Source organism: Paraburkholderia sp. CNPSo 3281 (assembly GCF_024206515.1).
Taxonomy (GTDB): domain Bacteria; phylum Pseudomonadota; class Gammaproteobacteria; order Burkholderiales; family Burkholderiaceae; genus Paraburkholderia; species Paraburkholderia nodosa.
Map to the genome: position 1 here is coordinate 39,173 of NZ_JAMBPS010000035.1, position 26,298 is coordinate 65,470.

The 26,298-nt window shown below is 64.9% G+C and carries 25 protein-coding genes; 9 read left to right on the top strand and 16 right to left on the bottom strand.

Translation table 11 applies throughout. The features are described from left to right. Positions 1 to 9 precede the first annotated feature (9 nt). From M3I56_RS27400 to araH, 3 genes are all read left to right on the top strand, one after another. Positions 10 to 1,014 (top strand): arabinose ABC transporter substrate-binding protein, encoded by a 1,005-nt coding sequence (locus M3I56_RS27400; RefSeq protein WP_069265832.1) that lies wholly within the window; start codon positions 10 to 12, stop codon positions 1,012 to 1,014. A 55-nt stretch (positions 1,015 to 1,069) separates the two neighbouring features. Continuing rightward, a complete protein-coding gene (gene araG, locus M3I56_RS27405; protein WP_254356623.1) occupies positions 1,070 to 2,608 on the top strand; it encodes an L-arabinose ABC transporter ATP-binding protein AraG in 1,539 nt (512 codons plus the stop codon). A gap of 81 nt (positions 2,609 to 2,689) precedes the next feature. Beyond that, entirely contained in the window at positions 2,690 to 3,700 is a 1,011-nt protein-coding gene (araH, locus tag M3I56_RS27410; protein ID WP_028202386.1) for an L-arabinose ABC transporter permease AraH, read from the top strand. A 66-nt stretch (positions 3,701 to 3,766) separates the two neighbouring features. Here the strand turns inward: araH and M3I56_RS27415 are convergent, their stop codons facing one another. The 8 genes from M3I56_RS27415 to M3I56_RS27450 all read right to left on the bottom strand — a co-directional run bounded on the left by M3I56_RS27415 (position 3,767) and on the right by M3I56_RS27450 (position 12,497). Beyond that, positions 3,767 to 4,492, bottom strand: coding sequence for a FadR/GntR family transcriptional regulator (locus M3I56_RS27415; protein WP_028202385.1), 726 nt, complete (start codon positions 4,490 to 4,492; stop codon positions 3,767 to 3,769). A 54-nt stretch (positions 4,493 to 4,546) separates the two neighbouring features. Beyond that, entirely contained in the window at positions 4,547 to 5,356 is an 810-nt protein-coding gene (locus M3I56_RS27420) for an ATP-binding cassette domain-containing protein (protein WP_254356652.1), read from the bottom strand. Then, a complete protein-coding gene (locus M3I56_RS27425) occupies positions 5,356 to 6,369 on the bottom strand; it encodes an ABC transporter permease (protein ID WP_254356624.1) in 1,014 nt (337 codons plus the stop codon). The genes M3I56_RS27420 and M3I56_RS27425 overlap by 1 nt, the downstream gene beginning before the upstream one ends. 13 nt (positions 6,370 to 6,382) lie before the next feature. Beyond that, positions 6,383 to 7,486, bottom strand: a complete 1,104-nt coding sequence (locus tag M3I56_RS27430) for a sugar ABC transporter substrate-binding protein (RefSeq protein WP_254356625.1) — start codon at positions 7,484 to 7,486, stop codon at positions 6,383 to 6,385. Positions 7,487 to 7,719: 233 nt separating this feature from the next. Further along, the gene (gene yjfF / locus M3I56_RS27435; protein WP_254356626.1) at positions 7,720 to 8,859 is read right to left on the bottom strand and encodes a galactofuranose ABC transporter, permease protein YjfF; all 1,140 of its coding nucleotides are present in this window, start codon (positions 8,857 to 8,859) and stop codon (positions 7,720 to 7,722) included. A gap of 32 nt (positions 8,860 to 8,891) precedes the next feature. Continuing rightward, on the bottom strand, positions 8,892 to 9,929 hold the full coding sequence (locus tag M3I56_RS27440; RefSeq protein WP_309249190.1) for an ABC transporter permease: 1,038 nt from the start codon (positions 9,927 to 9,929) through the stop codon (positions 8,892 to 8,894). After that, on the bottom strand, positions 9,926 to 11,449 hold the full coding sequence (locus tag M3I56_RS27445) for a sugar ABC transporter ATP-binding protein (protein WP_254356627.1): 1,524 nt from the start codon (positions 11,447 to 11,449) through the stop codon (positions 9,926 to 9,928). Before M3I56_RS27445 ends, M3I56_RS27440 begins: the two co-directional genes overlap by 4 nt. A gap of 97 nt (positions 11,450 to 11,546) precedes the next feature. Next, the gene (locus M3I56_RS27450) at positions 11,547 to 12,497 is read right to left on the bottom strand and encodes an ABC transporter substrate-binding protein (RefSeq protein ID WP_254356653.1); all 951 of its coding nucleotides are present in this window, start codon (positions 12,495 to 12,497) and stop codon (positions 11,547 to 11,549) included. 286 nt (positions 12,498 to 12,783) lie between these two features. Here M3I56_RS27450 and M3I56_RS27455 point away from each other — a divergent pair, with 286 nt between their 5' ends. Then, on the top strand, positions 12,784 to 14,526 hold the full coding sequence (locus tag M3I56_RS27455; RefSeq protein WP_254356628.1) for an IlvD/Edd family dehydratase: 1,743 nt from the start codon (positions 12,784 to 12,786) through the stop codon (positions 14,524 to 14,526). 46 nt (positions 14,527 to 14,572) lie between these two features. Here the strand turns inward: M3I56_RS27455 and M3I56_RS27460 are convergent, their stop codons facing one another. Next, complete coding sequence (locus M3I56_RS27460) at positions 14,573 to 15,580, bottom strand: NAD-dependent epimerase/dehydratase family protein (RefSeq protein ID WP_254356629.1); 1,008 nt, start codon at positions 15,578 to 15,580, stop codon at positions 14,573 to 14,575. Between the two features lie 130 nt (positions 15,581 to 15,710). Here M3I56_RS27460 and M3I56_RS27465 point away from each other — a divergent pair, with 130 nt between their 5' ends. Next, on the top strand, positions 15,711 to 16,613 hold the full coding sequence (locus M3I56_RS27465; protein WP_254356630.1) for a LysR family transcriptional regulator: 903 nt from the start codon (positions 15,711 to 15,713) through the stop codon (positions 16,611 to 16,613). A gap of 8 nt (positions 16,614 to 16,621) precedes the next feature. Here M3I56_RS27465 and M3I56_RS27470 read toward each other — a convergent pair whose 3' ends face one another. Continuing rightward, positions 16,622 to 17,545 (bottom strand): LysR family transcriptional regulator, encoded by a 924-nt coding sequence (locus tag M3I56_RS27470; RefSeq protein WP_254356654.1) that lies wholly within the window; start codon positions 17,543 to 17,545, stop codon positions 16,622 to 16,624. 122 nt (positions 17,546 to 17,667) lie between these two features. Here M3I56_RS27470 and M3I56_RS27475 point away from each other — a divergent pair, with 122 nt between their 5' ends. Next, positions 17,668 to 18,438 (top strand): transporter substrate-binding domain-containing protein, encoded by a 771-nt coding sequence (locus M3I56_RS27475; protein WP_254356631.1) that lies wholly within the window; start codon positions 17,668 to 17,670, stop codon positions 18,436 to 18,438. Between the two features lie 35 nt (positions 18,439 to 18,473). Beyond that, a complete protein-coding gene (locus M3I56_RS27480) occupies positions 18,474 to 19,592 on the top strand; it encodes a succinylglutamate desuccinylase/aspartoacylase family protein (RefSeq protein WP_254356632.1) in 1,119 nt (372 codons plus the stop codon). 15 nt (positions 19,593 to 19,607) lie between these two features. Here M3I56_RS27480 and M3I56_RS27485 read toward each other — a convergent pair whose 3' ends face one another. From M3I56_RS27485 to M3I56_RS27510, 6 genes are all read right to left on the bottom strand, one after another. After that, on the bottom strand, positions 19,608 to 20,849 hold the full coding sequence (locus tag M3I56_RS27485) for a HAMP domain-containing sensor histidine kinase (RefSeq protein ID WP_254356633.1): 1,242 nt from the start codon (positions 20,847 to 20,849) through the stop codon (positions 19,608 to 19,610). 324 nt (positions 20,850 to 21,173) lie between these two features. Then, complete coding sequence (locus tag M3I56_RS27490; RefSeq protein ID WP_254356634.1) at positions 21,174 to 22,502, bottom strand: epoxide hydrolase family protein; 1,329 nt, start codon at positions 22,500 to 22,502, stop codon at positions 21,174 to 21,176. A 145-nt stretch (positions 22,503 to 22,647) separates the two neighbouring features. Beyond that, the gene (locus M3I56_RS27495) at positions 22,648 to 23,115 is read right to left on the bottom strand and encodes a MarR family winged helix-turn-helix transcriptional regulator (protein ID WP_028202370.1); all 468 of its coding nucleotides are present in this window, start codon (positions 23,113 to 23,115) and stop codon (positions 22,648 to 22,650) included. 139 nt (positions 23,116 to 23,254) lie between these two features. Continuing rightward, a complete protein-coding gene (locus M3I56_RS27500; RefSeq protein WP_254356635.1) occupies positions 23,255 to 23,524 on the bottom strand; it encodes a hypothetical protein in 270 nt (89 codons plus the stop codon). A gap of 62 nt (positions 23,525 to 23,586) precedes the next feature. After that, positions 23,587 to 24,033, bottom strand: coding sequence for an Ohr family peroxiredoxin (locus M3I56_RS27505; protein ID WP_028202368.1), 447 nt, complete (start codon positions 24,031 to 24,033; stop codon positions 23,587 to 23,589). Between the two features lie 257 nt (positions 24,034 to 24,290). Further along, positions 24,291 to 24,764, bottom strand: coding sequence for an OsmC family protein (locus M3I56_RS27510; RefSeq protein WP_254356636.1), 474 nt, complete (start codon positions 24,762 to 24,764; stop codon positions 24,291 to 24,293). Positions 24,765 to 24,872: 108 nt separating this feature from the next. Here M3I56_RS27510 and M3I56_RS27515 point away from each other — a divergent pair, with 108 nt between their 5' ends. Further along, positions 24,873 to 25,535 (top strand): GntR family transcriptional regulator, encoded by a 663-nt coding sequence (locus M3I56_RS27515; protein ID WP_254356637.1) that lies wholly within the window; start codon positions 24,873 to 24,875, stop codon positions 25,533 to 25,535. Positions 25,536 to 25,646: 111 nt separating this feature from the next. Next, positions 25,647 to 26,285 carry a GNAT family N-acetyltransferase gene (locus M3I56_RS27520; protein WP_254356638.1) on the top strand — a complete coding sequence of 213 codons (639 nt, stop codon included), beginning with the start codon at positions 25,647 to 25,649 and terminating at the stop codon, positions 26,283 to 26,285. The last annotated feature ends 13 nt before the right edge of the window (positions 26,286 to 26,298 follow it).

Sequence of the window (26,298 nt, forward strand, 5' to 3'; positions counted from 1 at the left end):
GACAGGAGCATGACCAGCAAGATCCGCCGTTTGACCCTTCGTGCCGCATTCGCGGCGATGTGCATTGCCCCGCTCGGCATGAACGTGGCGGCGCACGCCGACTCGCCCGTGAAGATCGGCTTCCTCGTGAAGATGCCGGAACAGGCATGGTTCATCAACGAGCAGAAGGCCGCCACGGCGCTCGGCCAGAAGGAGAACTTCTCGGTGGTGAACATCGGCACGCCGGACGGCGAGAAGGTGCTCGCCGCCATCGACAACCTCGGCGCGCAAGGCGCACAGGGCTTCGTGATCTGCGCGCCCGACGTGCGTCTCGGACCGGCGATCCAGGCGCGCGCCAAGCGCTACAACATGAAGTTCGTGACGGTGGACGACCAGCTCGTCGACTCGTCGGGCAAGCCGATCGCCAGCGTGCCGCATCTTGGCATGTCGGCGCTCAAGATCGGCAATCAGGTCGGTCAGGCGATCACCGACGAAATGAAGCGCCGCGGCTGGAAGCCGGAAGAAGTGGGCGCACTGCGTATCACCGACTATGAACTGCCCACGGCGAAGCTGCGCACGGACGGCGCGACGCAATCGCTGCTGGCTGGCGGCTTCAAGAAGGAAAACATCTTCGACGCCCCGCAAAAGACCACCGACGACGAAGGCGGCTTCAATGCGGCATCGCCCGTGCTCGCCCAGCATCCGAACATCAAGAAGTGGGTGGTGTTCGCGCTCAACGAAGAAAGCGTGCTGGGCGCCGTGCGCGCGACCGAACAGCTGCACATCCCTTCGGCTGACGTGATCGGCGTGGGCATCAACGGCGCAGGCGAAGCGTTCGCCGAGTTCCAGAAGAAGCAGCCTACGGGCTTCTACGGCACGATCGCCGTGAGCTCGACGAACCACGGCAAGGAAAGCGCCGAGAACCTCGTCGAGTGGATCCGAGACGGCAAGCAACCGGCCGCCGACACGCAGACCACCGGCAAGCTGATGACGCGCGACAACTGGACGGCCGTGCGCAGCGAGCTGGGTATCTAAGGACCGCGTAGACGACTGAGGCGAAGTAAAGGGCAGGGATGCAATGACTGAAACCATGACTGACGCGAACGCGCAAGCGAACGCGGTGAAGAGCGCTCAACAGGGGAATCGCGCGTATCTGGAGCTCGACGGCATTACCGTGAGCTTCCCGGGCGTGCGCGCGCTCGATCGCGTGGCGCTGGAAGTGCGTGCCGGCGAAGTGCACGGCTTGATGGGCGAGAACGGCGCGGGTAAATCCACGCTGCTCAAGGTGCTCTCGGGTGTGAACCAGCCGCAGGAAGGCACGCTCAAGCTGGTTGGCGTGGAGCACCGCTTCACGACCACGAAGGCGGCGCTCGAAGCGGGTATCGCGATCATCTATCAGGAACTGCATCTCGTGCCCGAGCTGACGGTGGCGGAAAACCTGATGCTCGGGCAGTTGCCCAACCGCCTCGGCGTGCTCGACGAAGGCACGCTCGTCAAGCGCGCGATGGATGAATTGAAGCGCCTTGGCGAGCGCATCGATCCGCGCACGCCGGTGAAGAATCTCTCCATCGGCCAGCGCCAGATGATCGAAATCGGCAAGGCACTTATGCGCGACGCGCGCGTGATCGCCTTCGACGAACCGACCAGCTCGCTCTCGGCGCGCGAGACGGAGAACCTCTTTCGCATCATCAACGCGCTGCGCGCGGATGGCCGCGCGATCATCTACGTCACGCACCGCATGGACGAAGTCTATGAGCTTTGCGACCGGGTGACGGTGTTCCGCGACGGCAAGCGCATCGAAACGTTCGATTCGGTGGCCGATCTCGACCGCAATCGCCTGATTGCGGCGATGGTGGGCCGCTCGATCGAGGACGTGTACGGCTATCGCGCGCGCGAAGCGGGAGACGTGCTGCTCGAAGCGAAGGGCCTGCTAGGTCCTGGGCTGGCCGAGCCGGTGTCGTTCGCGGCGCGGCGCGGCGAGATCGTCGGCTTCTTCGGGCTCGTGGGCGCGGGGCGTTCGGAACTCATGAAGCTGATTTACGGCGCGACGCGCGCCAGCGCGGGCCACGTCGAACTCGACGGCAAGCGCGTCAATTTCGCAAGCCCCCGCGACGCCGTGCGCGCGGGCCTCGCGCTATGCCCCGAGGACCGCAAGCAGGAAGGCATCGTCGCGATCGCCTCGGTGGCCGACAACCTCAACATCAGCGCGCGCCGCCACTTCAGCCCCGCGCGTTTCCTGCTCGACGCGCGGCGCGAGCGCGACCTCGCGCAGGACTACATCAAGAAACTCGCGATCAAGACGCGCAACGGCGACACGGCAATCGGCACGCTGTCGGGCGGCAACCAGCAGAAGGTGATTCTGTCGCGCTGGCTCGCCGAACGCATCGAGGTGTTCCTGATGGACGAGCCCACGCGCGGCATCGACGTGGGCGCGCGCGCCGAGATCTACAACCTGCTGTACGAGCTCGCGGAAGCGGGCAAGACCGTGATCATGGTGTCGAGCGATCTGGCCGAAGTGATCGGCGTATCGGACCGCATCATCGTCATGCGCGAAGGCCGGATTGCGGGCAGCCTGCCGAAGGCCGAAGCCTCGCCCGACGAACTGATCAAGATGGCGCTGCCGCGCTAAAACCTGTTTTTTTGCCTTGCCGGTCGCGTCTGAAGCGTCTTCAAGTGACGCTCGCGACCGATCCGAAACGATGAACCAGAAATGAGTGAAGCCATGCAGCCACAGGGCACGCCTACCGTCAACGAAGCCGCCGCGCCGATTACCCCCCAGCGCGCGCGGGCCTGGGACATGATCAACAAATCGGGCATCGCGGTGGTGTTCGTGGTGCTGTTCGCGGTGCTATCCGCAACGGTGCCCGACTTCCTCACGACCCGCAACATTCAGGGCCTGCTGCTCTCCGTCACGCTGATCGGCTCGATCGCCGTCACGATGATGTTCGTGCTCGCGCTCGGCGAGGTCGATCTTTCGGTCGCCTCGATCGTGGCGTTCGCGGGTGTCGTGGCCTCCACGGTCATCACGCAGTCGCATAGCGTGCTGCTGGGCATTGCGGCGGGCGTGCTCGCGGGCGGCGCGGTGGGGCTCGTCAATGGCGTGCTGATCGCGCGCTTCAAGATCAACTCGCTGATCGCCACGCTGGCGATGATGGAAGCGGTGCGCGGCCTCGCTTTCCTCACGTCCAACGGCGACGCCGTGATGATCTCCGAAGAGCGCTTCTTCGATCTGGGCGGCGGCTCGTTCCTCGGCATTTCGTTCCCGATCTGGAGCAACATCATCGGCTTCGTGGTGTTTGGCTTCCTGCTCAAGAAAACCGTGTTCGGCAAGAACGTGCTCGCGGTGGGCGGCAATAGCGAAGCGGCGCGCCTGGCAGGCCTCCCGGTCACACGCATCAAGATCACGGTGTTCGTGCTGCAAGGGCTCATTACGGGCTTTGCGGGCGTGATGCTGGCCTCGCGCATGAGTCTCGGCGACCCGAAGACTTCGGTGGGTCTCGAACTCGGCGTGATCTCGGCTTGCGTGCTGGGCGGCGTGTCGCTCACGGGCGGCGTGGCGACGATCTCGGGCGTGCTCGTGGGCGTGCTGATCATGGGCTCGGTGCAAGACGCCATGAGCCTCATGAACGTACCGACGTTCTATCAGTACCTGATTCGCGGCGGCATTCTGCTGCTCGCGGTGCTGTTCGACCAGTACCGCCGCAGCAAGCGCGCAGTGTGAGGGAAGGGCACGTCGATGCGCCGCAATGCGTCGCTGGCGCGGCGGCGCTTCAGTAGTCGGTGGGCCTCAAGTTTCCAGCCCGGCCCCGCCCAGAATCGATTTGGCGTCGGCGCGCGCATTGTCGAGCTGCACGACGCTCGCTTGCCGCGCCGCGAGCGCGTCGCCGTGCTCGATCGCCGTGAGAATCGCCTTGTGGCGCGGCAGCGAAAGCGCATGCGTGTTGGGATGGCGGCTCGTGAGCTTGATCGACTCGGAAAGCGCGAGCGAGAGCATGTTGCCGATGTACGCGAGCATGTTGTTATGCGTGGCCGCCATGATCGCGCGGTGAAATTCCAGGTCGGGCTCGAGCAGGTCGGCGGCGGTTTGCGCCTGCTCCATGCGGGCGTAGGCGGCGGTAATGCGGGCGCGGTCTTCGTCGTTCGCTGAAATCGCGGCTAGCGCCGCGGCGGCGGGTTCGATGATCTGCCGCACGGTCATGAGCGAGCGGAAGAACTCGCCTTCGGGAATGCTGTTGACGGTCCAGTACAGCACGTCGGGGTCGAGCATGTGCCATTCTTCGCGCGGCCGCACGACACTGCCCACGCGCGGCTTCGAAACCACCAGGCCCTTGGCGACCAGCACGCGCGTGGCCTCGCGCAACACGGGGCGGCTCACGCCGTAGGTCTCGCACAGTGTGGGTTCGGCGGGCAGGCGCTGCCCGGGGGGGAGCGTGCCGCCCACGATCTGCATGCCGAGCTCCTGCACGATGCGCGCGTGCATGCTCTTGCGTTTCTCTAGATTGCGGTAATCCATGATTGTCCGGCCGGGGGCTACCCGATCGGAGCGTCCCCCTTTGTTATTGGGTCACTACGCGCTGGTGGCGCGCATGGCCCGGTATTCCCGCCGCACGATATCCATCAGTTCAGCCACCGATGTATTGGCGCTGTGCTGCTCGTATGTCACGCGGCCTCGCTGCATCAACATGATGCGATCCGCAATATCGAGCGTCTGCGCATAGTTGTGCATGATCATGATAATCGATAGCCCGCCTTTTTCCTTCAAACGCATGATGAGATCGATGATCAGACCCGCTTCGCGCGCGCCCATCGCGGCGAGCGGCTCGTCGAGCAGCAGGATCTTTGCGTTCGAATGCACGGCGCGCGCCACCGCGATCGCCTGACGCTGACCGCCCGAAAGCCGCTCCACAGGCAGGTCCACCGAGGGCACGTGCACGCCGATGTCGTCGAGCAGTTGCGCCGCGCGCTGGCGCATCTGCTTGTGATCGAGCAGTCTGAAGGGCCCGCGCCGCACAATCTCGCGGTTCAGGAACATATTGTGGTAAATGCTCAGCGAATTGGCAAGCGCGAGGTCCTGATAAACGCATTCGATGCCGAGCGAGCGTGCATGGTCCACCGAGCGCAGCAGCGTTTCGCTGCCGTCGATCTGCAGCGTGCCGCTCGTTTGCTGGTGAAAACCCGTGAGGATTTTGACGAGCGTGGACTTGCCCGCGCCGTTGTCGCCGAGAATGCCGAGGATTTCGCCGCGGCCGAGCGTGAGCGAAACGCCGTCGAGCGCCGTGACCGCACCGAAGCGCTTGACGATGTTGTCGCCCCGCACCGCGAGCGGGGCGTTGGCCGTGGTGCTCGCGCCGCCGGGGGAAGCTTGCGATTCGTCCATCATCGGCTCCCTTTGCGGCGCAGGCGCCCAACGTGGATGTTGAAGACCATGGCGGCGAGAATTGCGGCGCCGAGGATGATGTTGAAGGTGAATGCGTTGATACCGATGAGCGTGAAGCCGTCGTTGAGAATGCCGAGCACCGCCGCGCCGATCAGGCCGCCCACGATCGTGCCCGAGCCGCCCGTGAGCGGCGTGCCGCCGATCACGGCCGAAGCCACGGCGAGGAACATGATCTGGTTGCCGCCCGCCTGCGGGTCGATCGAGGTGATGCGAAAGCCTTCCAGAATGCCGGTGAAGCCCGCGAGCACGGCGGCAATGATGAAGTTGCCGAGGCGCAGCCGGTTCACATGAATACCGGCCTCGCTCGCACCGAGCGGATTCGCACCCGCCGCCTGCGTATGCAGGCCCCAGCGCGTATGCCGCAACAGCACGTGCATCGCGAACGCGATCACGATAGTCCAGAGGATCTCGCTATAGCCCCAAGCGCCCATGAAGGCCGCGAATTCGGGCGAGCCCGGCGCCTGCACCGGCGTGCCGCGCGAGATCGTGAGCGTGATGCCGTTGATGAGGAAAAGCGTGCCGAGCGTCGTGACGAACGAGGGCAGGCGCAGCCACACGGTCACGGCCCCGTTCACGAAGCCGACGATGCCCGCGGCCAGGAGCCCCGCGATTACGGCGAGCCACATGGGCGCGCCCGCGTCGTTGGCGAACACCATCATGAACGGCGCGAAGGCGAACACCATGCCTGCCGAAAGATCGATGTCGCCGCCGATCATCAGCATGATTTCGCCGAACGCAATGATCGCCACCGGCGCGATGAACTGCGAGAGGTTGACGAGACTCGCGTTGGTGAGCAGGAAATCCCGGTTGGAAAATTCGAAGTACGCCGCGAGGATCACCGCCACGAGCAGAATGCGCAACTCGGGCGCCCACGCGGAGAGCCATTGCCCGCGCGGGCGGGCAGCAGCCCGCGCGGTGACTTCAGCCTTGCCAGTTTCGTTCACAGAGTTCATCACTCGTAGTTCATCACGACTTGATTGCGCCGTTCATCGGAACGATTTGCGGCTTGGTGGTCTTGCCTTCGTAACGCGTCGAGGTGTTCAGGTACGGCTCGACGGTGTCCTTCGTCACGAACTTCAGGCCCGTGTTGGTATCGGCCGGGCCGACCAGTCCGCCCGAGGCGAGGGTCACGAACGCCTGCATCACCGTATAGAAGCCCTGCACGTACGGCTGCTGGTCGATCGTGAAGTCGAGGAAGCCTTCGTGAATGAGCTGGACCGTGGTGGGCAACAGGTCGAAGCCGCCGCCGTGCACACCCTTCGAAGGCAGGTTCGACTCTTTCATCACCTGCGCCACGCCCTGGGTGCTGCCCGCGTCCACGGCGAACATGCCCTTCACGTCCTGGTGGCCCAGATAGAACGACTTGATCTTCGAAAGCTCTTCGTTGACGGTCGCGCCCGTTGCCACGGTCTGGATGTCGATTTTCTTGCCCGACTTCTTGATGGCGTCGCTCGCGCCGTCCAGACGCGGCTGGATATTGAGCTGGCCCGGCGTGGCGATGAAGAGCGCGACCATGCCGCTGTCGATCAGGCTCACGATACGCTCGCCCATCTGATAGCCCGAGAGATACAGGTCCTGGCCGATATAGGCGAGGCGCGGATTCTTCTTGCCGCGCGGCGCATCGGCGTTATAGGCGAATACCGGAATGCCCGCGTCGAGCGCCGCTTGAATGGGCTTGTCGAAGGCGGTGGGGTCGACGATCGGCACCGCGATCGCGTCGGCCTTCGCGGCGATGGCCGAATTCACGGCGCGCACCATTTCGCCCGCGTCGGACGTGGCCGAACCGGTCCACTGGTAGTCCATGTTGAGCAGCGAACATGCGTCCTGAATGCCGTATTGCGTCGGCACGAAGAACGGATTCGTGGTGACGTGATTCACGAACACGATCTTCCACTTCTTGTGCGAAGGGAATCCCGATTCGGCGGCCTGTGCCGTGGAAATGAATCCGCCGCCGCCCACCGCACCGAGCAGCGAAAGCGCCGCACTTAAGCCCGCACCCTGCATCAGGCCGCGTCGGCCCGTGTCGATCAAGCTCTTACCGTCTTTTGCGTCATCCCGATCTTGCGCCATGTTTTCCTCCGGTCTTGTCATCGTGGTCGATGTAGTCGACTTTTCGTCGAAAAGCGTGCAGATACTGGCCAGTACCGGGGGAACGCGCGAGACATCCGCAGCGAACGTGAGTTCGCCAGGCGCCGACGGTACCGCAAAAATCTTAGTGCAGCGTGATGAGGCCTCCTAATCCATGTATACCCGTAACTACTCCATAGGCCCTGCCATGGCGACGATCGTCCATGACAAGCGGTTTACGCACCGCCTTTCGCCTCCTGCATGTGCGGCGGTGGGCTGGCGAGCTTGGCCTGATCCATCGGCACGGCGGCTTGCGGCCGCCTGGTGCGCGGGGCGCCGCGTCCCGTGCCGGTGGACTTGCGGCGCGCGGCGTGGCGCTCGGTCGCGCGCTGCATGAGGCAGAACGCGCAGAGCAGCGCGCCGATCACGATGCGCGTCCACCATGAACTCAGCGTGCCGTCGAAGGTAATGAGCGTCTGGATCGTGCCCAGAATGCCGACGCCGAACACCGAGCCGATCACATAGCCCACCCCGCCCGTGAGCAGCGTGCCGCCGATCACGGTCGCGGCGATGGCGTCGAGTTCCATGCCTTGCGCCTGCAGCCCGTAGCCCGAGAGCACGTAGAGCGTAAACACCACGCCGCCGAGCGCCGAGCAAAAGCCCGAGAGCGCGTACACGCCGATCTTGGTGCGCGCCACCGGCAGGCCCATGAGCAGCGCGGAGCGCTCGTTGCCTCCGATCGCGTAGACGTTGCGCCCAAAGCGCGTGAAGTGCGCGATGACGATGCCCGCGGCGAGCATGGCGATGGCCGTGAGCGAACCCGTGGTGAGCGAGCCGCTGCCCACCGGAATGTTGAATTCGGAGAGCGCGTGAAAACCGGGGTCGTTGATCTGGATGGATTCGGTGGTGATGAGAAAGCAGGTGCCGCGCGCGAGGAACATGCCCGCGAGCGTGATGATGAAGGGCTGCAGCCGGAAGAAGTGGATCAGCGCGCCCATTGCCGCGCCATAGAGCGCGCCGCAGAGCAACACGAGCGGCACGACCACGAGCACGGGCCAGTGCAGCTTTTCGGTGCCCACGGCGCAGAGAATCGTGGTGAGCGCGACCACGGCGCCCACCGAAAGATCGATGCCGCCCGAGATGATCACGAACGTCATGCCGATGGCGACGATCAGCAGGAACGCGTTATCGACCAACAGCCCGAAGGCCACCTGAAGCGAGAAGAACCCGGTATACATGACCGAGCCGAAGCCGAACAGCACGGCAAACAGCACGACGGTCACGACGATGGGCAGCACGCGCGGATCGACGAAGCGGGTGGCGCCGCGCCGGCACGCTGCGAGCGTGTTCGAAAAGGACAGGGCAGGGCGGTTCATGCTCGGCTTCCCCCGAATGGGTGCATGGCGACTCAGGCGCGCGCGCGGCGCGCGAGAGCGATGCGTTTGAGTTGTTGAAAAGCGAAGGTGCGCGCCGCGGGCGACTGGATCAGGCACACGAGCAGCACGACTACCGCCTTCACGACGAGCGTGGCCTCGGGCGGCACGCCGATCGAATAGGTGGTGTAGGTGAGCGTCTGGATGATGAGCGCGCCGAGCACCGTGCCCGCGAGACTGAAGCGCCCGCCCAGCAGCGACGTGCCGCCGAGCGTCACGGCGAGAATGGCGTCGAGTTCGAGCAGCAGGCCGGCGTTGTTGCCGTCCGCGCTGCGCACGTTCGAGCTGATGAGAATGCCGGCAATCGCGGCGGTCACGCCGCAGAACGCGTACGCGCCGAACACCACGGCCCGCGACGACAGGCCCGCAAGCCGCGCGGCCACCGGATTCACGCCGATCGAGCGAATGAAGAGCCCGAGCGCCGTGCGGTTGACGATGAGGGCGGTGAGCACGGTCACGGCAATCGCGACCCACACGGCGCACGGGATGAGCGCGAAATAGCCGCCGCCCGCGAAGAGATAACCGGGCGCGCCGATGGGGATGATCTGGCCGCCGGTGAGCAACTGCGCCACGCCGCGGCCCGCCACCATCAGGATAAGCGTGGCGATGATCGGCTGCATGCCGACGAACGCGACGAGCAGCCCGTTCCAGATGCCGGCGAGCAGGCCCACCGCGAGCGCCGCGCCGAACGCCAGGCCCACGCGCGAAGGATCGGCGGCGAGCACCGTGGCGGCCGCCGCGCCAGCGATTGCCACGACGGCGCCCACGGAAATGTCGATGCCGCGCGTGGCGATCACGAGCGTCATGCCGAGCGACACCACGACGAGCGGCGCGGCGCGCATGAGGATGTCGATGGGCGCGCCGAACAGGTGGCCCCCCAGCATCGTGATCGAGAGGAAATTGCCGCGATGCACGACGTCGACGACGAACAGCGCGATGAGCGTCACCGCGGGCCACACCAGCGGATGCCGGATGACGAGCGAAAGCCAGGCGGGGAGGGCGGGGCGCGTCATCGACGGTCTCCGGCAATGAGGTCGTAGACTTCGTGCTCCGAGCGCGCCGCGCCCGAAAGCTCGGCCACCTTACGCCGGTCGCGCAGCACGGCGATGCGGTCGCTCACACGCACCACCTCGCTGATCTCCGACGAAATGAAGAGAATGCCGAGGCCCTTTGCGCAGAGCGCGCGCACGCGGTCCATGATTTCGAACTTGGCGGCCACGTCGATGCCGCGCGTGGGTTCGTCGAGTATCAGCAAACGCGGATTCGTCGCGAGCCAGCGCGCGAGCAGCACCTTCTGCTGATTGCCGCCCGAAAGCAGCCCAATAGGCTGCTCGGCGTCGCGCGCCTTGATGCCGAGCCGGTCGATATATTCGTTGGCCAGTTCGCGCTGGCGCGAGCGCCGGATCATGCGCCACCAGCCCAGTTGCGCCTGCAGCGCGAGCACGATGTTTTCGCGTATCGACAGATCGGCGACAATGCCTTCTTTCTTGCGGTCTTCGGGACAATAGGCCATGCCGTGACGCACGGCGTCGCGCGGCGAGGAAAGCTTTACCGCTTTGCCGTTGATGTGCACTGTGCCCGCATCGGCTTTGTCCGCGCCGAAGAGCAGCCGCGCGGTTTCCGTGCGGCCCGAGCCGAGCAGGCCAGCCAGGCCCAGGATCTGGCCCGGCTGCACTTCCAGATCGAGCGGATTGAGCACGCCGCGGCGCGCCACGCCTTGCGCCGCAAGATAGGGTTCGGCGTTCGTTGCCGCCGTTTCGCCGTGTGCGGCTTCGGCCTGCGTAAGCCGCTCGCCGGCGTTCTGCAGGCCTACCATCTTCGCGACCAGCGTTTGCACCGGCAGATCGGCGGCGAGATATTCGCCTTCACGCTCACCGTTGCGCATCACCGTGATGCGATCGGAGATCGCATAGGTCTGCTCGAGAAAATGCGTGACGAACAGGATCGCGATGCCCGACGCTTTCAGCTTGCGCAGCACCTCGAACAGGCGCGCGACTTCGCCTTCGTCGAGGCTGGAAGTCGGTTCGTCGAGAATGAGAATGCGCGCATCCACGGACACCGCGCGCGCAATCGCCACCATCTGCTGCATGGCGATGGGGTAGGTGTCGAGCGACTGTGTGACGTCGAGCGAAAGATTCAGTTCCGCGAGCGCTGCGTCCGCGCGGCGATGAATCGTCTTCCAGTCGATCAGGCCGAGGCCGCGCTTGCGCGGCTGGCGGCCCGCGAAAATGTTCTCCGCAACCGAGAGGTTCGGGCAGAGATTGACTTCCTGGTAGAGCGTCTGGATGCCGGCGGCCTCCGCCATCTGCGGCGTCGGAAAGTGCACCGCCTCGCCCGCGAGGCGTATCTCGCCCGCCTCGGGCTGGTGCACGCCGGTCAACACATTGATGAGCGTGGACTTGCCGGCGCCGTTCTGCCCCATCAGCGTATGGATTTCGCCGGGGTACAGACGAAAATCGACCCGGTCGAGCGCACGCACGCCGGGGAAGGTTCGGGTAAGACCGACGGTTTCGAGTATCGGGGAAACGCTCATGGGCAACCGTGAAAGAGGCCAGAGCGCGCGACGTGCTCCGTAAGTCCTTAAAGATTGCTAAGGGATACGAAGCACACCGCGCCGCTTGCAGCGAAGTTTAGTACTTGCGCGACGGGAGCACCTGCGCCGCCACGTCCTCCGGGAACACCGTTTCGTTCGTCACGATGCGCTTGGGCAACTGCTTGCCCGCCACGACGTCCTTCACGGCGCTCATGAGCTGCGGCCCGAGCAGCGGGCTGCACTCCACGTCGACATTCATCTTGCCGGCGATCATCGCCTGGAAGCCGCCCTTGGTGGCGTCGAACGAGACGACGCTGATGTCCTTGCCCGGCTTCATGCCGGCTTCTTCCATCGCCTGGATCGCGCCGAGCGCCATGTCGTCGTTATGCGCGTAGACCACGTTGATCTTGTTTCCATACGTCTTCGCGAACGCTTCCATGACCTGCTTGCCGCCGGCCAGCGTGAAGTCGCCGCTTTGCGACGCGATGATCTTGAACTTCGGATCGTTCTTGATCACTTCCATGAGGCCCGAGTGACGGTCGTTGGCCGGCGCGGAACCCACGGTGCCCTGCAGCTCGACGATATTGATCGGGCCGGGGTTGTCCTTGTAGTGATCTTCAAGCCACTTGCCCGCGCGGCGGCCTTCTTCCATGAAGTCCGAACCAATCATCGTCACGTAGAGCGACTGGTCCTTCACGTCGATGTTGCGGTCCGTGAGGATCACGGGAATCCTGGCGCGCTTCGCTTCCTGCAGCACCGGCTCCCAGCCCGATTCCACCACGGGGGAGAACGCGATCACGTCCACCTTCTGGGCGATATACGAGCGGATCGCCTTGATCTGGTTTTCCTGCTTCTGCTGGGCGTCCGAGAACTTGAGGTTGATGCCGGCGTCTTTCGCGGCCTGTTTGACCGACACCGTGTTCGCCGTGCGCCAGGCGCTTTCCGCACCGACCTGCGCAAAACCTAGCGTAATCTGCTTGTCTTCGGCGTGCGCGACGCCCGCCGCCAACGAGAAAGCGGCCGCCGCAGCGACCCACCCGCTTACCATGCGTGTTGCCAGTTTCATGCGTGTCTCCGATGTAGCTCTGCGCGTTGTATTTCTTTAATTCATGGCGCTACACCCGCGTCCATCACGGCCGGACAGTATCACGAGAAGTATCGCGCCATCCCTGGCCTCCGGTTATATCCTCTCGGTATACCGTTGGCCGCCCCTGCTGACCACAATAGACAAACTATATGCAACGGCCGGAACGGTTTCGATTAGCGTTTTCCCGATAATCGCGGTCCATATAGTCATGCTATTTATAGGACTTTCTCACTAAGTGGGCAAAGCCATGAACACCCGTAAGCCCAAGCTTCGCTCGGCCGCGTGGTTCGGCACCACGGACAAAAACGGCTTCATGTACCGGAGCTGGATGAAGAATCAAGGAATACCGGATCACGAATTCGCCGGCAAGCCGATTATCGGCATCTGCAATACGTGGTCGGAACTCACGCCCTGTAATGCGCATTTTCGCAAGCTCGCTGAGCACGTCAAGCGAGGCATCTACGAAGCCGGCGGATTTCCTGTCGAGTTTCCCGTGTTTTCGAACGGCGAGTCGAACCTGCGCCCCACGGCCATGTTCACACGCAACCTCGCTTCGATGGATGTTGAGGAATCCATACGAGGCAATCCGGTCGATGCCGTCGTGCTGCTGGTGGGCTGCGACAAGACCACGCCCGCGCTGCTGATGGGCGCGGCGAGCTGCGATGTGCCTGCGATTGCCGTGACCGGCGGCCCGATGCTCAACGGCAAGCACGAAGGGCGCGATATCGGTTCGGGCACGGTGGTGTGGCAACTGAGCGAGCAGGTGAAGGCGGGCAAGATCTCGATCCATGAGTTCATGTCGGCGGAGTCGGGCATGTCGCGCTCGGCGGGCACCTGCAACACCATGGGCACGGCGTCGACCATGGCGTGCATGGCCGAAGCGCTTGGCGTCACGCTGCCGCACAACGCGGCGATTCCGGCTGTGGACGCGCGCCGCTACGTGCTCGCGCATATGTCGGGCATGCGCATCGTGGAGATGGCGCTCGAAGACCTGCGCCTCTCGAAGCTGCTCACGCGCGCGGCGTTCGAGAACGCCATTCGCACGAACGCGGCGATCGGCGGCTCGACCAATGCGGCGATCCACCTGAAGGCGATCGCGGGACGCGTCGGCGTGCCGCTCGAACTCGACGACTGGACGCGCATCGGACGAGGTACGCCGACCCTCGTCGACCTGCAGCCTTCGGGCCGCTTTCTGATGGAGGAGTTCTATTACGCGGGCGGCTTGCCCGCGGTGCTGCGGCGCCTCGGTGAAGCGAACCTGCTACCGCATCCCGATGCGCTCACGGCCAACGGCAAAACGCTGTGGGAAAACGTGCGCGAAGCGCCCATTCACAACGCCGAAGTCATTCGTCCGCTCGACAATCCGCTCGTGAAAGACGGCGCGTTGTGCGTGTTGCGCGGCAATCTCGCGCCGAACGGCGCGGTGTTGAAGCCGTCGGCGGCCACGCAGAAGCTGTTGAAGCATCGCGGGCCCGCCGTGGTGTTCGAGAACTTCGACGACTACAAGGCGCGCATTGGCGACCCCGATCTCAATGTCACGGCCGATTCCGTGCTCGTCATGAAGAACTGCGGGCCCAAGGGGTATCCGGGCATGGCCGAGGTGGGCAACATGGGCCTGCCGCCCAAGCTGCTCGCGCAGGGCGTGACCGACATGGTGCGCGTGTCGGACGCGCGCATGAGCGGCACGGCGTATGGCACGGTGGTGCTGCACGTGGCGCCCGAGGCGCGCGCGGGCGGCCCGCTCGCGATCGTGCGCGACGGCGACTGGATCGAACTGGACTGCGAGAAGGGCGTGCTGCGCGTGGATATCAGCGACGAGGCGATCGTCGCGCGGCTCGACGAATGGGCCGCGAATCAGCATCCCATCCCCGCTGATCGCAGCGGGTATCGCAAGCTTTATGTCGAGCACGTGTTGCAGGCCGACGAGGGCTGCGATTTCGACTTCCTGGTGGGTTGCCGCGGCTCGGACGTGCCGAGCCACTCGCATTGACATTCGGAATCCATATCAAATCGCGCGGCGCGTAAAAGCGTAACCTTCAAGCCGCCTTTGGCGCCCGCTCGTCGGCGCCGAGGCAGTTCAGGCCCATGAGCGTCGCCTCGACGGCTTCGTCGAGCGGCGTATGCGGCTCGCGCCCGAGTTCGCGGACGAGGCGGGCATTGTCGAGCTGCAACGGCTCGCTCCACAAATAGCGCATCTCCATCAGTTCGCGCAGCGTCGTCACGAAGGGCGAGATGGCGCGCATGAGGGCCCAGGCGAAGGGCTTGCTTTGCGGCTTCATTCCGTGGCGCCGGGCGACGCGGCAGATCGCTTCGACGAACTGCGAGCCATCGGCATCCCAGTGGCCGGCCATGTGGAACACCGCGAGCGCGGGCAGCGTGTCGCGCCGTTCGATCAGCGCGAGCATCGTGCGCGCGACGTCGGGCACGTATGACCACGCGTGGCCCACGCCGCGGGTACCCGGCTGGCGCACGACCTGCACCGGCTCGTCACGCTTCACGATTCCTTGCGCAAACCAGCTATTGCCCACGTGCGGCCCGAAAAAGTCGCCCGCGCGCACGACGATCGAGCGCACGCCATGCTCGCTCGCGGCCTGCATGCGCCGCTCCAGTTCCACGCGAATCGCGCCCTTGCGCGTGAGCGGCCGCTGGGGCGAATCTTCACGCAGCACCGGGAAGGTGTCGGGCCCGAAGTTGTAGACGGTGCCCGGCAGCACGACAGTCGCGCCCACGGCGGCCGCGGCGGCGAGCGTGTTGTCGATCATCGGCAGCACGACCTGCGCCCAGCGCCGGTAGCCCGGCGGGTTCACGGCGTGCACGATCACCGCGCAACCCTGCGCGGCGCGTACCACTGCTTCGCGCGAGAGCACGTCGCCGTCGAGCCACTCGATGGCGCCGGCCGCCGCCGTGCCCGGCGCACCGCCGCGCCGCAACGCGCGGACTTGCCAGCCGGCGTCGAGCAACTGGCGCGCGACTTCGCTGCCGATTCCGCCGCTTGCGCCAAGCACGAGGGCGCGGTTCTGTCGATTGATGGGGCTGGCGTTCATGCGGGTTCTCCTTACGGGTGAGCTGTGATGAGGAGCATTCTGCGCCGTTTGCCGTCAATAAAAAATTGCCGAAAATCGACCATAGGCTATACATTTATGCATAGACCGCGATCTGACTTGGGGACGATGCATGGCCGAAAAGGAACCGAACTGGGAGTGGTACAGGAGCTTTCTGCAGGTCCTGGAGAGCGGCTCGCTGTCGGCGGCCGCCCGCGCGCTGGGCATCACGCAGCCGACCGTTGGCCGCCATATCGAAAGTCTGGAAGCGGCGCTGGGACTCACGCTGTTTACGCGCTCGTCCGATGGGTTCTCGCCAACCGAGGCGGCGAACGAGTTGCGGCCCTACGCCGTCGGCCTTGCGATGACCACGGCAGCCTTGCGCCGCGCGGCGAGCAGTCACGGATCGGGCGTGCGCGGGACGGTGCGGCTGACGGCGAGCGAAGTCATCGGCGTCGAGGTCCTGCCGCCGATACTGGCGGGCCTGCGCCACGACTATCCGGAGCTGACGATCGAACTTGTGCTGTCAAACAGGGCGGGCGACCTGCTGCGTCGTGAAGCGGACATTGCGATACGCATGTTCCGGCCAGTGCAGGAGGCGCTGGTCGCTAAACGTGTTGGCGCGATCGAAGTCGGCTTGCATGCCCACGAACGATATCTGGCGCTTCATGGTGTGCCGAAGTCGATGAAAGAGTTGTCGCGCCATTCGATCATCGGCTTCGATCACGAGAACGCGTTCATTCGTTCGGTTCAGCCCAGGTTCGCCGCCTACAGCCGCAATAACTTTGCATTTCGCGCCGACAGCGACCTTGCCCAACTGGGCGCGATACGCGCTGGATTCGGCATCGGCGGGTGCCAGTCGCCGTTGGCGGCAAGAGACCCGAAGCTGGTTCGCGTTCTGCGCGACGAGTTCTCGCTGAGTCTGGATACGTGGGTGGCCATGCATGAGGATTTGCGCACGAGCGCGCGCTGCGCCGTGACCTTTGCGGCGCTGGCGTCGGGGCTGGCTGCTTATATCCAGGGACAAGGCGCGTAAATACCGCCTCAACGCGGCGCACGGCCTGCCCGCGCATACGAAGCCAGCATCGTCGCGAGTTCCTGAGCGGCAGGCGTGAGGGGCACGGCCGCGCGCTGCAGCAAACAGACCTGCTGCGCCGCGGGCCGCTCGGCGATCCTGATGCGCGCGAGCCGTTCGGCAAACGGGCCGCGCGTGGCGACCACCGACGACTCCAGCGCGAGGCAATCCGTCTCGCTGACCCAATGCAGGGTTTCGAAGAGCCCCTCCACCGTCGCGACGATGCGAGGCGGCGGCAAGCCGTGGTCGGTGAAGAACGTCGTGAGCCGGCTCGAAGCGAAGGCGTCCGCGATATTGGGCGAGCGCGTCGCGAGCCAGTCGCAGTGCGTGAGCGAGCGCAGCGTGCGCGCCCCCGCCTTCGGATGATCGCGGCGGCAGACGACTACCGGGTCCGACGGGTAAAGCTCCGTCACCGAAAGATCGGTCGTATCGGTCTGGTCCGAAACGAGTGCGAGTGCGAAATCGAGCGTGCCTTCGCGTATCCACGAAATCATCATGCGCGACGTTCCCGTGCGCAGACGCAGCGCCACGCGCGGAAACCGCTTGCTGTACTGCCCGAGCACGGGCACGAGCGCGTCCATCAGCGGGTCGGTCGTCAGGCCGAACGCCACTTCGCCCGCGTAGTCGCCGCGCAGTTGCTGCGCCTCTTCGCTCGCGCGCTCGCACTCGTCGAGAATCGATGCCGCGCGCACCAAGAGGCGCTGCCCGAGCACCGTGAGCGTCACGCCGCGATTCGTGCGGGTGAGCAGCGCGCCGCCCAGTTCGGCTTCGAGATTCTGCAACTGCTGCGTCACGCCGCTCTGCGCCACGCCGAGCGCGCGCGAGGCCGCCCGCACGCTGCCGCGCTGGGCGACGGCGACGAAGACGCGCAACTGGGAGAGCGTGAGACTCATGGGCGACGTCTGGCTGCGATCGGTATAAGTGATCATGATAGACGAATTCGAGCTTTTCCAGAACGCAGCGTCGTCCTACCATCGGTCGCACAGGAGACTCCCCCGTTCACTGATCGCTCATCATGAAAATAATCCCGTCGATCCTGCTCTTCCTCGCGCTGGCCCTGAGCAGCAGTGCCTTCGCGCGCGAGGGCGACGTCGTGCGCCTCGGCATCGATCCGACCTATCCGCCCATGGACGCCAAGGCGCCCGACGGCTCGCTCAAAGGTTTCGACGTCGATCTCGGCAACGAAATCTGCCGCCGTATTCACGCGCATTGCCAGTGGGTCGAACTGGAGTTCTCGGGCATGATCCCGGCGCTGCAGGCGCGCAAGATCGACGCGATCATGTCGTCGATGGCGATCACCGCGAAGCGCGAGCAGCAAATTCTCTTCACGTCGAAGCTGTTCCAGTTCAAGTCGCGGCTCGTCGCGCGCAAGGGCGCTTCGTTCGGTGGCACCGCGCAGTCGCTGGCCGGCAAGTCGGTCGGCGTGCAGGCGGGCACGCAGTTCGAGACCTACGCGCTCGCGAACTGGGCGCCGGCGGGCGTGCACGTCGTCACCTACAAGAGCCAGGACGAAGTGTTCGCCGATCTCGTCAACGGGCGACTCGACGCCGCGCTGCTGGGCTACGTCGAAGCCGACTACGGCTTCCTGCGTACGCCGCAGGGCAACGGCTTCACGTTTGCCGGTGGCCCGCTATCGATGGGCGACCGCGGCACCGGCATCGGCATGCGCAAGGACGAAACCGCGCTGCAGGCGCAGATGAACGACGCGATCGCGGCCATGCTGAAGGACGGCACCTACGCGCAGATCGCGCATCGCTATTTCGACTTCGATCCGTACGGAAACTGAGCCGCCGTACACTTTTTTGAAACCGCATTGAATTCATGAACCAGCAATCGATTCCGCTCCTGAGCGCCACGCCGGGCACGCACCGCGAACTGACCAGCTTCCATTTCGGCCCCGCCGACGCGCACCAGAAGGTTTATATCCAGGCGTCGCTGCATGCCGACGAAACGCCCGCCATGCTGGCGGCCGTGTTGTTGCGCGCGCAACTGGCTGAACTCGAGGCGCAAGGCGCGCTCGCCGCGCAGGTGGTGCTCGTACCGCTCGCCAATCCCGTGGGCTTGAACCAGCATGTGCTTGGCCAGTTCATCGGCCGGTTCGATCTCGCGAGCGGCAGGAACTTCAACCGCCATTTCCACGCGTTTCCCAGGCTGCTCGCGCGCGCGAAGGAGACGCTCGGCGCGGACGCCGACCGCAATCGCGATCTGATCCGGCAACTGATGCGCGAAGCGCTCGACGCACAGGCGCCGCTTACGGAATTCGATTCGCTCCAGCTGGCGCTGTTGAGGCTCTCGCACGACGCCGATCTGATCATCGACCTGCATTGCTCGCTCGAGGCGCTCATGCACGTGTACACGAGCGAGGCCGGCTGGCCCGATGTCGAGCCGCTCGCCCGCTACCTCGGCTCGCGCGCGCAACTGCTCGCCACCGACTCGGGCGCGCAGGCGTTCGACGAGGCGCATAGCCTGCTGTGGTGGCAACTGCGCCAACAGATGCCGGCCACGCAGCCCGTGCCCGCCGGGCCCACTGCGGTGACGATCGAGTGCCGCGGCCAGCGCGACGTCTCGTGGGAAACCGCGCAGCACGACGCCGACGCGCTGATCGACTATCTGCGCTGGCGCGGTGCGCTCGCCGGCGGCGAGTTGAAGCCGCTGCCGGAACTGCTGATGCCGGCCACGCCGCTCGCCGGCAGCGCGCAATTCAATGCGCCGCGCAGCGGCATCCTCGTGCACCGCGCGAAAATCGGCGACTGGATTCGCGAGAACGACCCGCTGTTCGATATCGTCGATCCGATGACGGGCGAAACGACGACGGTGAAGAGCACCGCGGAAGGCGTTTTCTATATGCGGAGGGCGATTCGCTTCGTCACGGCCGGCGCGCCGCTCGGCCGGGTAACGGGCACCCGGCCGATACGCAGCGGAGTGCTGCTGGGGGCTTGAGGGGAGGGGTTCGCGTCAGGCGTGCCGCGCTTTGTCCATCGGCACGATTACGCGCACCCAGAGGCCGCCCTCGGGATGATTGCCGATCTTGAGCTTCGCGTTGCACAGGCGCGCGAGGCGCCGGACGATCGACAGGCCCATGCCCCAATGCGTATCGAGTCCAAGGCTCGCCGCGCGCGAGGCAAGCAACGGCGACGCCGGCGCGCCACCCTCGGGCAGACTCGCGGCGACGCCTTCGCCGTGGTCCCGCACGCTCAAGGTCCACGAGCGCGGCCCGCGCGCCGTGCAGATTTCGATGGGCGGCTTGCCGTGCGCCTGTGCGTTGCCCACGAGATTGTCGACGAGCCGCACGAGCGCGGAGCGCGGCAGCGCGAACGCCTCGCCGGCGTCCAGCCGAAGCACGATGCTCGCGTCCGCGTTCGCGCCGTAGACGAAGCGGTCCCTCAGATACGCGTCCACGTTCACGGGCGCATGATTCGCGCCGCCGTGGCCGGCCGTGTCGACGAACTGGCGCGCGAGATCCTGAAAGAGGTCGATGTCCTCGACGAGCGCCACACGCAAATTCCAGCGCGTGACGTTCATCGCATAGGCGCGCAAGCGCGCAACCCGCGATTCGGTCTGCCGCAGGAAAGCGGCGAAAGTGGCCGACTGGTCTTCGACCGCGCCGCTGCGGCGGCACAGCAGAACGCCGAACGCGCGGCCGAGGCCGTGCAGCTTGCGCGGGCAGTCCACGAGCGCGAGCGCGGGTGCCGGGCCGGTGCCGCTCGTCGCGAGGCGCAAGGTGGCGATCATGGCGAGCAGATCGTGGCGCACCGTCTGCAGCCACCAGGCGCGCAGCGCGAACAGCAGCCCGCCGAGCGCCAGCATCAGCGCCGCGAACCGCGCATCGAACCAGCGGACAGCCCTCTTCAGGCGCGTGACGCCAGACGAACAGGCTTCGCGCAGATAGGAGGCGTTCGACGCCGTCCCCGGATGCGGCGCCCAGATGGCATCGCGCAGATGAGGCGTTACCTCGGCGCCGAGATTGACGATGTCCGGTTTGATCGACACCAGCGGGGCGATCCCACGGACGCTCGCACCTTGCGCGGCCGGTTCCAGCTCCAGTTCGGCGTCCTGCTGTTGGGCGGCGCGCGTCGCGGAAGCCGGTTCGAATGCCGTGTCGCCGAAGTTGAGCGGCGAATCCGCATCGAGATATCGAAAACCGACTTGCACCAGCATCAACGACGCCATCCACAGCAGGAATATCCGGGCAAACAAGACAATCACCTTTCTTTTTTTGACATCGAAGTTTGGCTTGCGCCGGCGGGCGCATGGTTGAAATAGCCGCAAATCGGGCTATGACCGGCATTGTCCGCGAAGTGCGCGCATTTCTATTCGTGGAAAAGCGCTGGAATATGCGCCGTTTTTCCCTTTTGAGGGATGCTGGCGGCACTCGCAGTGCAGTATTTGGGAGGGGGTGCGTCGGTTGTGTCAGTCTCGTCGCACGGCGCTCGGGGCTTTTTGCCGCCGGCGGTGGCGTGAGCCTTCGGAGTCCTTGATAAAATCGCCGGACACCCGAATGCTCACGCGTGCGGCATTTCGTCAGGCCGGCTGACGCAGCGTCCTGAAGGTCGCGCGAACTTCATCCGTGAACGCGGCAGGCTGCTCCCATGCTGCGAAATGGCCGCCTTTCGGAAGGCGATTGTAGTGAACCAGCCTGGGGTAGGCGCGTTCCGTCCAGCTCTTCGGCGCGGCGTAGATTTCGTCCGGAAAGACACTCACGCCGACCGGCAGCTCCACATGCTTGGGCTCGAAGAAGTTGAGCTTGTTCTCCCAATACAGGCGCGCAGAGGAGACCGCCGTCTTCGTCAGCCAATAGAGCGTGACATTGTCGAGCACATCATCCTTCGTCAGGCCTTCGGGCTGGCCTGCGAACACGCGCGCGATCATCGCCTGACCGCTCGCGTCGTGGTCGAGCATCCATGCAGCGAGGCCGACCGGCGAATCCTGGATTGCGTAGAGCGTCTGCGGACGGTTCGCCATTTCGAGCGCGTAGCCCAAACCGTGCTTGTAAAAGTAATCGAGCTGGTCGTACGCGTGCTGCTCTTCCGGCGACAGTCCGGCAGGCGGTGGCGTGCCGTCCTTGAGCGACTTGGCGACAGCGTCGGGCACGGTCGCGGGCATGTTGGTGTGAATGCCCACGAGTCCTGCCGGCTTGAGCAGCGCGAGCTGTTCCGTCACGGCATTGCCCCAGTCGCCCCCTTGCGCGGCGTAGCGCCGGTAGCCGAGCCGGTCCATCAGCACGGCGCGTGCGACGCGCTGGGGGTCCCAACCGGTCTTCGTCGGCTTGCCCGAGAAACCGTAGCCCGGAAGCGAGGGAATGACGACGTGGAATGCGTCGGATGCGCTCCCGCCATGCGCGGTCGGGTTGGTCAGCGGTTCGATGATCTTCAGCTGCTCGATGATCGAGCCGGGCCAGCCGTGCGTGACGATGATCGGCAGCGCGTTCTCGTGCTTCGAGCGCACATGGATGAAGTGAATATCGAGCCCGTCGATTTCCGTGACGTATTGCGGCAGCGAGTTGAGCCTCGCTTCCACCTTGCGCCAGTCGTAGTCGTTCGCCCAGTAGCTGGCGAGCCGTTGCATGGTTGCGAGCTGCACGCCTTGCGAGGCGTCGTCGACCGTTTCGCGCTCGGGCCATTGCGTCGCGACGATGCGGCGTCGCAAATCGGTCAGCGCCGCTTCCGGCACATGCACGCGCAGCGGACGAATCGAAGTCGGATCGCCGGCGGCAATCTGCGTGATTCCGCCGGCCGAGGGCTTCGATTCTGCGAAGGCGAGCCGGCTCATTGCGGCGCCTGCCAGCGTGACAGCAGCGGCGCCAATGAAGCGCCGGCGCGAAAGCGGTGTGGGATGAAGATCGTTTGACATATCAATTCCTGATGGTGACGTTGGACCGTGGCGAGCAGGACGCATTGGACGTGCGTATGCCTTTCCTCAACCACAATACCTGTCGTAGTCCTGACTATTGATGATCGAAGCCGGTCCGCAAAAACCGTGGGCGCGGCTGCGACGGCTATTCGGTGTCGAGTGAGCGAATCAGATTGGCGCGCAGGTTCACGATCGCCCTTTGCAGTTTCATGAATTCGTCGTGGCCCAGCCCGGTCGCGTCGGTGAGATCCGCGATTTTCAGGCTCTTTTCCCGCAGTTTCCGGCCGCTGGCGGTCAGGCTCACACGCACCTGGCGTTCATCCTCAGGATCGCGCCGCCGTTGCACATACCCCATCGCTTCGAGCTTTTTCAGCATGGGCGTCAGCGTGTTGGATTCGAGAAACAGCTTCTCGCCCAGGCCGCTCACCGTCTGGTTGTCCTGCTCCCAGAGCGCGATGATCGCGATGTACTGCGGATAGGTCAGCCCGAGTTCGTCCAGGATCGGCTTGTACGCCTTGCCGAACGCCAGATTGGTCGAGTAGACCGCGAAGCAAAGGTAGTCTGCGAGCGGCGCGGGCGTAGCGCCCTGCGCCGGGTGGTCCGTCGATTTCATGGTCATCCTCTTCAGGCAAAGGCCTCAATGGCTCGCAAACTTGAATAAATCGCTTGCGATTATATCGTAGGCCGACACCGGTTCCGCCGTACATCGCGATCGCGATGCCCGGCGAAACAGCCACGACGCGGTGGCGCAATCAATGGTGGGCGAAGAGGCTGTTTCGCTCCGTCGAGACGCGGCTGCCCGCGTCCGAGGTGGCATCGGCCATGCCGCCGTAAGCCGTCGCTGCGTTGCCGCTGCCGGTGCGCTCGGCCGCGAGCGTTTGCACGCTCTGGCCGCGTTGCGATGCCGGTGCGCCGACTTCGGGCCGATAGGACGGGGCCGGGCCGTAGCCGCTGGCGAATGCGGGGGCGGCTGCGCTGACAGAAAGGGCGATGAGGAGCTTGGCGATGAATTGGGTCTTCATGATCGGATCTCGCTAGGTGAATTGCAGTGAAATTGGGTGAAAGAGGCGATTGCGTTTGCCGGTTATGCGGTGACGACGGTGAGGCTCACGTCGATGTTGCCGTGCACGGCCTTCGAGTACGGGCAGATCTGATGGGCGCTGCGCGCGATGGCTTCGGCTACCTTTTGCTCGACGCCCGGCAGCGCGACCGTGAAGTGCGCGCCCAGGAACCAGGCGGCGCCGGTCTGGCCGATATCGACCTGAATGTCGACCGAAGCGTCCGCCGGCAGGGCGACCTTCTTCAGCGAGGCCGCGATGGCGAGCGCGGAGATGTAGCAGGCGGACCATGCGCCGGCGAACAGCTGCTCGGCGCGCGGGTGCGGTTCGGTCGCGACGATGTCGAGGGTTTCGCCGCTTGAAGACGACAGTTCGAGGTCGAACACGCCAAATTCGCCGCGTTGGGCCGCGGGGTCGTGATTGATGGTGGTGTGGGTGTTGCCCGAGAACAGCACTTTGTCGATCGTTGCCATGTTGCGCTCCTTGATGGATTTCAGGTTTGGGTCATATGCGTCGCATAAGATCTAATCGCATGCGATGCATAATGGACGAGAAATTCCGGCATGTCAAGCGTATAAGATTAAATCGTATGCGAGCTACTTCGGAAGGGCGATCGGTCGCGATGATGTTAGCTATCGATAAGCGTGGAAATTCGTGATCGAGACCTGTTTACCGGCACTCCCGGGAGTGCCGGCACGGCCGGCGGAGCGGCCTCGGGCGTTCGCGGGCGTTACGCAGCCAGTTCGATGGTCGGCTCGCAAACGATGGGAAAGTTCACCGAATTGGCGATATAGCACTGCTCGTGTGCCGCATGATGCAGCCGCTCGGCGAGGCTGCGGTTGTCGCTCGCGCGGATCGTCACGCGCGGGCGCAGCACGATCTTCGTGAAGGCGCCGCGCTGCGGCGTATCGGCCATCGTGCCTTCGGCCTCGTCTTCATAGGCGAGCACCGCGATGCCCGCCTCGGCGCACAGGTGCAGATACCAGAGCTTGTGGCACGCCGCAGCCGAGGCCACGAGCAGATCCTCGGGATTCCAGCGTGAGGGGTCGCCGCGAAAGGCCGGATCCGATGAGCCCGGAATGTCCGGCTTGCCGTTCGCGCGGATCACGTGATCGCGGTCGTAGTCGCGATAACCCGAGGTGCCGCTGCCGCGATTGCCCGTCCATTGCACCGAAACGCGGTAGGTGTGTTCGCCATGCGCCATGCTGACTCTCCGTCCGATCGAAAAGGGGTACGTGATTATGAGCGCATTCGGCATTTTGGTATACCATTATGCCGAAATGGCCTGATGAGAACCGGGCACGAACCGGGCATGACACGCATGGAAACAAAATTCGACTCCACGGCGGACGCGGTTGCGTCCGGATTGCGCGACCTGATCGTCAGCGGCGAACTGGGCAGCGGCGAGCGCCTTGTCGAGCGCGATCTCGCGGAGCGTTTCGAGGTGAGCCGCATTCCGCTGCGCGAAGCGATCCAGCGGCTCGCGCGCGAGGGGCTCGTCGAGATTTTCCGCAATCGCGGGGCGGTCGTGCGCATGCTCACGGCGCAGGACGTGGAGGAAATCTACGGCCTGCGCGCGCTGCTCGAAGGCGACGCGATCTTTCACGGCGTCAAGCGCATCGACGACGAAACGCTCGCACGCGCGGAGCTCGTTCACCGGCTGCTGGGCGAGGCGCTCACCACGCAGAAGCAGGGCGAACTCAACCGCGAGTTTCACGAACTGCTCTACGGCGCGTGCGGCAACGCCCGGCAACTGGCGGCGATCCGCGAACTGCGCGCGCAGGTGGAGCGCTACGAGCGGCTGCAGAATACGCTGCTTGCCGATACGCCCTCGTTTCAGCACGAACACGAGGCCATCCTGGAAGCCTGCCTCGCGCGCAACGCCCGCAGCGCGCGCGCCTTGACGGTGGCGCATATCGACTCGGCGCGGCGCATCGTGCTCGCCGTGGTGGAGCGCATGGCAGCGCAAGGCTAGCGCGCATACGTCCCTGCATACACAACATTCGCGGCGGTTTTTACGACATTTTTTCTTGTGACCCTTACGGGCCAACCCTAGACTGGAGGCATCGAAACGACTGGAGACGCCATGTCGATCTCGCGTGCAACCCAGCGCCCGGATGAGCAGATCACCTCCGTGCAGCCCGGCCTCGGTCGGCTCGTGCTGAGGCGCTTCGATCCGCGCCACGACTCATGGGAAGCGCTCACGCGTTTGCTGCATCGCGCGTTTTCGCGGCTCGCGTCGCTCGGATTGCACTGCTCATGTGCCGATCAGGCAGCGAGCCTCACGCGTGAACGCGCGCTGGCTGGAGACTGCTTCGTCGCCGTCTGCAATGGCAGGATCATCGGTACGCTCACGGTGGAAGGTCACGACAGCGATTCGCAGTGCGAACATTATCGCCAGCGCAGCGTGGCTTCGGTCCATCAGTTCGGTATCGAGCCCAAATGGCAAAGCCGTGGTATCGGCCGCGCACTGCTCGCTTTCGCGGGGCGTTGGGCGGCTGCGCGCGGCTACACGCAGCTCGCGCTGGACACGCCGTTTCCTGCCGCCCACCTCATCGCGTTCTATCGCGCACAAGGCTTTAGTCTCGTCGATGTCGTGCGCTTTGCCGGTCGCGGCTACGACAGCGCCGTGCTCAGCAGGGCAGCCGCGGCGCGGTGCGGCGCGGCATTCCCGCACTTGCCTGGCGGGCTGCCGCACGCCGCGTCGCCGAGTCCGCTCGCGTGAGCGCGCGCCGCGC

What these genes read in the sequence shown, in the direction of transcription:
- M3I56_RS27400 (WP_069265832.1), top strand. Translation starts at nt 10, where the DNA reads ATGACCAGCAAGATCCGCCGTTTGACCCTTCGTGCCGCATTCGCGGCG.
- araG (WP_254356623.1), top strand. Translation starts at nt 1,070, where the DNA reads ATGACTGACGCGAACGCGCAAGCGAACGCGGTGAAGAGCGCTCAACAG.
- araH (WP_028202386.1), top strand. Translation starts at nt 2,690, where the DNA reads ATGAGTGAAGCCATGCAGCCACAGGGCACGCCTACCGTCAACGAAGCC.
- M3I56_RS27415 (WP_028202385.1), bottom strand. Translation starts at nt 4,492, where the DNA reads ATGGATTACCGCAATCTAGAGAAACGCAAGAGCATGCACGCGCGCATC.
- M3I56_RS27420 (WP_254356652.1), bottom strand. Translation starts at nt 5,356, where the DNA reads ATGGACGAATCGCAAGCTTCCCCCGGCGGCGCGAGCACCACGGCCAAC.
- M3I56_RS27425 (WP_254356624.1), bottom strand. Translation starts at nt 6,369, where the DNA reads ATGAACTCTGTGAACGAAACTGGCAAGGCTGAAGTCACCGCGCGGGCT.
- M3I56_RS27430 (WP_254356625.1), bottom strand. Translation starts at nt 7,486, where the DNA reads ATGGCGCAAGATCGGGATGACGCAAAAGACGGTAAGAGCTTGATCGAC.
- yjfF (WP_254356626.1), bottom strand. Translation starts at nt 8,859, where the DNA reads ATGAACCGCCCTGCCCTGTCCTTTTCGAACACGCTCGCAGCGTGCCGG.
- M3I56_RS27440 (WP_309249190.1), bottom strand. Translation starts at nt 9,929, where the DNA reads ATGACGCGCCCCGCCCTCCCCGCCTGGCTTTCGCTCGTCATCCGGCAT.
- M3I56_RS27445 (WP_254356627.1), bottom strand. Translation starts at nt 11,449, where the DNA reads ATGAGCGTTTCCCCGATACTCGAAACCGTCGGTCTTACCCGAACCTTC.
- M3I56_RS27450 (WP_254356653.1), bottom strand. Translation starts at nt 12,497, where the DNA reads ATGGTAAGCGGGTGGGTCGCTGCGGCGGCCGCTTTCTCGTTGGCGGCG.
- M3I56_RS27455 (WP_254356628.1), top strand. Translation starts at nt 12,784, where the DNA reads ATGAACACCCGTAAGCCCAAGCTTCGCTCGGCCGCGTGGTTCGGCACC.
- M3I56_RS27460 (WP_254356629.1), bottom strand. Translation starts at nt 15,580, where the DNA reads ATGAACGCCAGCCCCATCAATCGACAGAACCGCGCCCTCGTGCTTGGC.
- M3I56_RS27465 (WP_254356630.1), top strand. Translation starts at nt 15,711, where the DNA reads ATGGCCGAAAAGGAACCGAACTGGGAGTGGTACAGGAGCTTTCTGCAG.
- M3I56_RS27470 (WP_254356654.1), bottom strand. Translation starts at nt 17,545, where the DNA reads ATGAGTCTCACGCTCTCCCAGTTGCGCGTCTTCGTCGCCGTCGCCCAG.
- M3I56_RS27475 (WP_254356631.1), top strand. Translation starts at nt 17,668, where the DNA reads ATGAAAATAATCCCGTCGATCCTGCTCTTCCTCGCGCTGGCCCTGAGC.
- M3I56_RS27480 (WP_254356632.1), top strand. Translation starts at nt 18,474, where the DNA reads ATGAACCAGCAATCGATTCCGCTCCTGAGCGCCACGCCGGGCACGCAC.
- M3I56_RS27490 (WP_254356634.1), bottom strand. Translation starts at nt 22,502, where the DNA reads ATGTCAAACGATCTTCATCCCACACCGCTTTCGCGCCGGCGCTTCATT.
- M3I56_RS27495 (WP_028202370.1), bottom strand. Translation starts at nt 23,115, where the DNA reads ATGAAATCGACGGACCACCCGGCGCAGGGCGCTACGCCCGCGCCGCTC.
- M3I56_RS27500 (WP_254356635.1), bottom strand. Translation starts at nt 23,524, where the DNA reads ATGAAGACCCAATTCATCGCCAAGCTCCTCATCGCCCTTTCTGTCAGC.
- M3I56_RS27505 (WP_028202368.1), bottom strand. Translation starts at nt 24,033, where the DNA reads ATGGCAACGATCGACAAAGTGCTGTTCTCGGGCAACACCCACACCACC.
- M3I56_RS27510 (WP_254356636.1), bottom strand. Translation starts at nt 24,764, where the DNA reads ATGGCGCATGGCGAACACACCTACCGCGTTTCGGTGCAATGGACGGGC.
- M3I56_RS27515 (WP_254356637.1), top strand. Translation starts at nt 24,873, where the DNA reads ATGACACGCATGGAAACAAAATTCGACTCCACGGCGGACGCGGTTGCG.
- M3I56_RS27520 (WP_254356638.1), top strand. Translation starts at nt 25,647, where the DNA reads ATGTCGATCTCGCGTGCAACCCAGCGCCCGGATGAGCAGATCACCTCC.